This is a genomic window from Neptuniibacter sp. UBA6509 (assembly GCA_002435145.1).
Taxonomy (GTDB): Bacteria; Pseudomonadota; Gammaproteobacteria; order Pseudomonadales; family Balneatricaceae; genus Neptuniibacter.
This window is the reverse complement of the sequence record DJLT01000051.1, coordinates 1-4,933: the sequence shown is the minus strand read 5'-3', so window position 1 is coordinate 4,933 and position 4,933 is coordinate 1. Positions and strand designations below refer to the sequence as shown.

At 43.7% G+C, this 4,933-nt stretch carries 5 protein-coding genes; 3 read left to right on the top strand and 2 right to left on the bottom strand.

The window, feature by feature from the left end; translation table 11 throughout:
- Both B4K11_RS06945 and B4K11_RS06940 read right to left on the bottom strand, forming a co-directional pair.
- Nucleotides 1–1,052: GNAT family N-acetyltransferase (locus tag B4K11_RS06945; protein ID WP_292959301.1), on the bottom strand; the 1,052-nt coding region annotated here is incomplete at its 3' end.
- Nucleotides 1,053–1,121: 69 nt separating this feature from the next.
- Complete coding sequence (locus B4K11_RS06940) at nucleotides 1,122–1,307, bottom strand: hypothetical protein (RefSeq protein ID WP_292952731.1); 186 nt, start codon at nucleotides 1,305–1,307, stop codon at nucleotides 1,122–1,124.
- 155 nt (nucleotides 1,308–1,462) lie between these two features.
- Between B4K11_RS06940 and dinB the strand changes: the two genes are divergently transcribed.
- From dinB to B4K11_RS06925, 3 genes are all read left to right on the top strand, one after another.
- Nucleotides 1,463–2,530, top strand: coding sequence for a DNA polymerase IV (dinB, locus tag B4K11_RS06935; protein WP_292952734.1), 1,068 nt, complete (start codon nucleotides 1,463–1,465; stop codon nucleotides 2,528–2,530).
- An 87-nt stretch (nucleotides 2,531–2,617) separates the two neighbouring features.
- Complete coding sequence (locus tag B4K11_RS06930) at nucleotides 2,618–3,226, top strand: nucleoside deaminase (RefSeq protein ID WP_292952737.1); 609 nt, start codon at nucleotides 2,618–2,620, stop codon at nucleotides 3,224–3,226.
- Nucleotides 3,227–3,313: 87 nt separating this feature from the next.
- Nucleotides 3,314–4,867: a SulP family inorganic anion transporter gene (locus B4K11_RS06925; protein ID WP_292952740.1), complete on the top strand. Its 1,554-nt coding sequence runs from the start codon at nucleotides 3,314–3,316 to the stop codon at nucleotides 4,865–4,867.
- Nucleotides 4,868–4,933 lie beyond the last annotated feature (66 nt).

Below are 4,933 nucleotides of genomic sequence, written 5' to 3'. Positions count from 1 at the left end.
ACGGCAGACTCGGGTTGGTAATCAAAGAGGAAGATCTTTTTGCCATCTGAGGTTTCGCCTAACAGCTCGGCCTCACGTAGTTCTTGTTTTAACGCTTTTCTATTTTGCGGGTGAGCAATTGTTTTCTCGGTTATAAAAAGAGGCTTTTTATTTTTGGCAATTCGATATAAATGCTTTTTAAGCAGCTTTACTTTTTCCGTTGAGGATAGGGGGATTGCATCTATTTGTGCGTAAGGGATCGGTTCACCCACGCGCATGGGAATAGTCACAGAGCGCTTATTAAACATCTCACGGGCCAACATCATGGTGGAAAGGGCTTTGTTGACATAGGAAACGCTATAAAACAGGGATGAGTTTTTGCCACCAATAAAGATAGGGAGAATGGGGGCATTCGCTTTTCGAGCAAAGCGAAGAAAGCCACTGTTCCACTTATTGTCTTTTACGCCTGTAATACCCGCCCTTGAGACTTCACCAGCAGGGAAGACGATAATGGCTTGTTCCTGATTGAGTGCTTCAACGATACCTTGAATATCACGTTTACGAGTGCTTCCTGCTAAGTTATTCACAGGTAGGAATAGATTTCTAATTGGATCAAAATTCATTAAAAGATCGTTTGCGACAATTTTTACATCACGGCGAATTTCACCAATCATTTTAAGTAGTGATAGCCCATCGAGTGCCCCTAAAGGGTGGTTGGCAATGATCACAACTCGACCTGATGACGGAATATTAGCGCGGTCATGGTTGCTGATACTGTAACCAAAGTTAAAGTATTCTAAAACGCGCTCAATAAATTCAAAGCCTGAAGCGTCTTTGTTAATTTCAAGAAAGCTATTTATTTCACTTTCATGCACTAGCTTACGTAGCATGTAGAGAGCCGAGCGTTTAAAGGGCAACGGTTTATCAGTAAAGGCTGGGTATTTACTGATAAGTGCTTTTTCTACGTTAATCGCAGGTTCTTTCGGGATGAGGGTATTTTCATGTGTATTCATACCATGAAAAAGATAAGGGCGGTTGGTGACCAAATATTTACAACTTGATGTCATTTCCATGACAAAGTAAGTCCATCAACTTAGATTCACTCAAGTCGCACTCGAAAATTATGAGCTGAACGAAAGGTATTATTCAGCTGCTGCGTCTGATTCTCGGATGGCTTTTGTCCAAGCGTCATTATCAAATTCACGGCGGCCATCATTTTTACGGCGGTCTTTTTTGCCGGGCTCGAAACGGATTTCGTCACGACGGTCTTTCGTCTGTCTGCGCTGCTCACCTGAACGAAGCTCGCTGCCATGTGGGTCATCTTGCATGTTGTTCACTGTTTTATTTTATTGAATGTGTATTCCTTCTAATTACAGAATAGTTGCTTTTGAGCTACTTGTGATTTTTGAAAGGGATCGGGCTATTTCGGAATAGCAAAATTTAGTTATAATGCTGTATAAATAAACAGTATTTATGGTGTGTGATGCAGCGGAAAATTATCCACTGTGATTGTGATTGTTTTTTTGCAGCGGTTGAGATGAGAGATCGCCCTGAATTATCCGACATCCCGTTGGCTATCGGGGGGCGTTCTGATCGCAGAGGTGTGATTTCTACCTGCAATTATCCAGCGAGAGAGTTTGGCGTTCGTTCGGCGATGTCTACTGCGCAAGCATTAAAACTGTGTTCCCATTTAACGGTTCTTCCCGGTAGTATGGCTAAGTATAAAGAGGTGTCACAACAGATTATGGGCATCTTTTTAGATTATACCGATCAGATAGAGCCGCTCTCATTAGATGAAGCCTTCCTAGATGTAACTGGCTCTAAACATTGTCAGGGTAGTGCGACCCTGATAGCAGAGGAGATTCGTCGCAGAGTTAAGGCCGAAGTGGGTATTACAATTTCGGCTGGAGTGGCTCCGAATAAGTTTTTAGCGAAGATCGCGAGTGATTGGAATAAGCCAGATGGTATTTGTGTTGTTCATCCAGAAAAAGTTGAGTCTTTTCTGGCGACTCTACCGGTTAAGAGAATCTCAGGGGTAGGTGAGAAAACGGCCCTTAAGATGGAGGCGATAGGGATTAGCACATGCTTAGACCTGAGAGCCAAATCAGTTGTCGAGTTAACTGAGCGATTTGGTAAATTTGGAACACGCTTATTTGAATTAGCCCGCGGCATTGATGATAGGCCTTTAAAAACGCATAGAGTGCGTAAGTCGATCAGTGTGGAACATACTTATCCACAAGACATAAGTAAACTTGATCAGTGCCTAGATCAGTTGCCTATGCTAATTGAAGAGCTTGAGAAGCGATTTAGTAAGTACAAAGAGAGTCGAGATATAGCAGGTGTTGTTGTTAAGCTAAAATTTTATGACTTTGTACAAACGACAGCTGAAAATACGGTTGTTCAGCCGGATATCTCTCACTTTAGACAGTTACTAATTGATGCATATAAACGCGGGTTAAGGCCTGTCAGGCTGATTGGTGTGGGTTATAGATTAAGTGCGGAGCAAAAAGATCAGCCTTTGCAGCTAAACTTACTTGAGAGTATTAAATGATATGGACTGTTTTAATTTAAAGCTATCAGTTTAAACGTTCTTAGTTGAAGCGGTTCTAATGGAAAAGGTTCCTTCGAGAATAAGTTAATGGATTTGGAAAATATTAAAGTGCGTATAGCCACTTATGCCTCTGCGTATTCTCAGAGTGAGCTGAAGTGGCACTACCGCTGTTGTGAATTAGCTTTTCAAGCGCTCGAGCAAGGAAATTACGGTGTTGGGGCGGTGCTGATTGATAAAGATGGTTTTTTAGTGGCAGAGGCCAATAACCAAGTTTTTAGCGAAGGGTTTGATTCGTCAGCGCATGCAGAGATGCGAGTGATTGATCAGTTGGAACGCTGTTTAAACGACAACTCTTTGAAAAAAAGCGGTATAAAAAATAGCGAAACAGACCTGGAAAGGCCTAAAACTATCAATCGACAAGCGCTCAAGCTGATCGTATCACTCGAACCGTGTCCTATGTGTAGTTGTCGTATTTTTGCCTCAGGAATTGGGAAAGTGATCTATATGAGCAGGGACAAAAATGGCGGAATGATCTCGCATTGCAATAATTTGCCTCCTGCGTGGGTTAATCTATCCCAACTGACTGTTATTAAGCAGTTTAATGATAAGCATGAGCTGGCTACTTTGGCTCAAGATATTGCATCTGCACAGATTGAAGGGTTGAGAGAAAAACTAATAACAACTATTCGTGAGTGATGCCTGTAATTGCCACTTGCATTTGTTATACTCGCGCGCTTGCAAAATCTGGTTAAAAAAGAGCCAACGTAGTGGCTGAGGTGATAAATGATTCAATTGCTTGTGTCTCGCACACAATCGCTTAAAAGCGACCTCCTTTCAGGATTAACAGTAGCCCTTGCGCTTGTTCCTGAAGCGGTTGCATTCGCTTTTGTTGCGGGTGTAGAACCTCTTGTCGGTCTATATGCCGCTTTTATGGTGGGTTTAATTACTGCCGTGATTGGTGGGCGTCCAGGTATGATCTCTGGCGCTACAGGCGCATTAGCCGTTGTGATGGTGAGCTTAGTCGCGATGCACGGTGTCGAGTATCTATTCGCGACCGTCGTCTTAATGGGGATTTTCCAAATCTTAGCGGGTGTATTTAAGCTGGGTAAGTTTATTCGCTTAGTACCACACCCCGTGATGTTAGGGTTTGTAAACGGCCTTGCGATAGTTATCTTTTTAGCCCAGATGAAACAGTTCCAGTTCACTGATGAAAACGGCACATTGCAGTGGCTTCAAGGTGAACAGATGATGATGATGTTAGGGCTGATCGCTTTAACGATGGCCATTATTCACTTCTTGCCAAAAATTACCCGTGCAATCCCATCATCCTTGGCAGCAATCTTAACTGTAACCCTGTTAGTGATAGGCTTAGACCTTGATACGCGTACCGTTCAGGATGTACTGATCGATATGACGGGTAATGCTGAAGCGACGATTGCGGGTGGCTTACCGCAGTTCCATATCCCAATGGTGCCGCTAACCCTTGAAACCCTGCAAGTGATCGTACCTTACGCACTTATTTTGGCAGCTATAGGCCTAATCGAATCCCTATTAACACTCACGCTGATCGACGAAATGACGGAAACCCGTGGTCGTGGTAATAAGGAGTGTATCGGTCAAGGCGTTGCAAACGTAGCAACAGGCTTCTTTGGCGGTATGGGCGGTTGTGCCATGATCGGACAGAGTATGATTAACATCAACTCAGGCGGGTTAGGGCGTGCCTCTGGTGTGTCTGCTGCGTTGTTCCTACTTGCCTTTATCCTTGTTGGATCAAGCCTTATTGAGATTATCCCAGTCGCTGCGCTGGTGGGTGTCATGTTTATTGTCGTTATCGGCACATTTGAGTGGGCAAGCTTACGCTTGTGGGGCAAAATTCCTCGCTCTGACTTACTGGTTGTAATTGCTGTTACAGGTGTAACGGTTTGGCAGGATCTAGCTGTTGCAGTAGTTGTCGGTGTGATTATTTCAGCGCTAGTGTTTGCATGGAAACATGCGAGCCATATGGCATTTGAAGTTCGTGAAGAAGAGGGCGTTAAGGTTTACCTACCGAATGGCCCACTGTTCTTTGCTTCTATTCAAAACTTCCGTGATCAGTTCAATCCAAAGCTAGATTCAACGGAAGTGATTGTCGATTTTGCCAACTGCCGCGTAATGGATCATTCCGGTATCGAAGCGATTGACTCCCTTGCTGAACGTTATGTAAAAGCGGGTAAAGAGCTACACCTTCGCCACCTAAGTCCAGAGTGCCGTAATCTGCTAAGTACTGCGGGCAATTTGGTAGAAGTGAATGTGATCGAAGATCCAAACTACAAAGTTGCGGACGATAGCTTAGCCTAGTCTTCTGCTGTTCTAGTTTGATCTAAAAAAGCTCGGTTTATACCGCAATGCTGTTCACTTAAGCGG

Bases quoted from the DNA above. Each gene is read 5' to 3' on its own strand.
- dinB (WP_292952734.1), top strand. From the start codon at position 1,463: ATGCAGCGGAAAATTATCCACTGTGATTGTGATTGTTTTTTTGCAGCG.
- B4K11_RS06930 (WP_292952737.1), top strand. From the start codon at position 2,618: ATGGATTTGGAAAATATTAAAGTGCGTATAGCCACTTATGCCTCTGCG.
- B4K11_RS06940 (WP_292952731.1), bottom strand. From the start codon at position 1,307: ATGCAAGATGACCCACATGGCAGCGAGCTTCGTTCAGGTGAGCAGCGC.
- B4K11_RS06925 (WP_292952740.1), top strand. From the start codon at position 3,314: ATGATTCAATTGCTTGTGTCTCGCACACAATCGCTTAAAAGCGACCTC.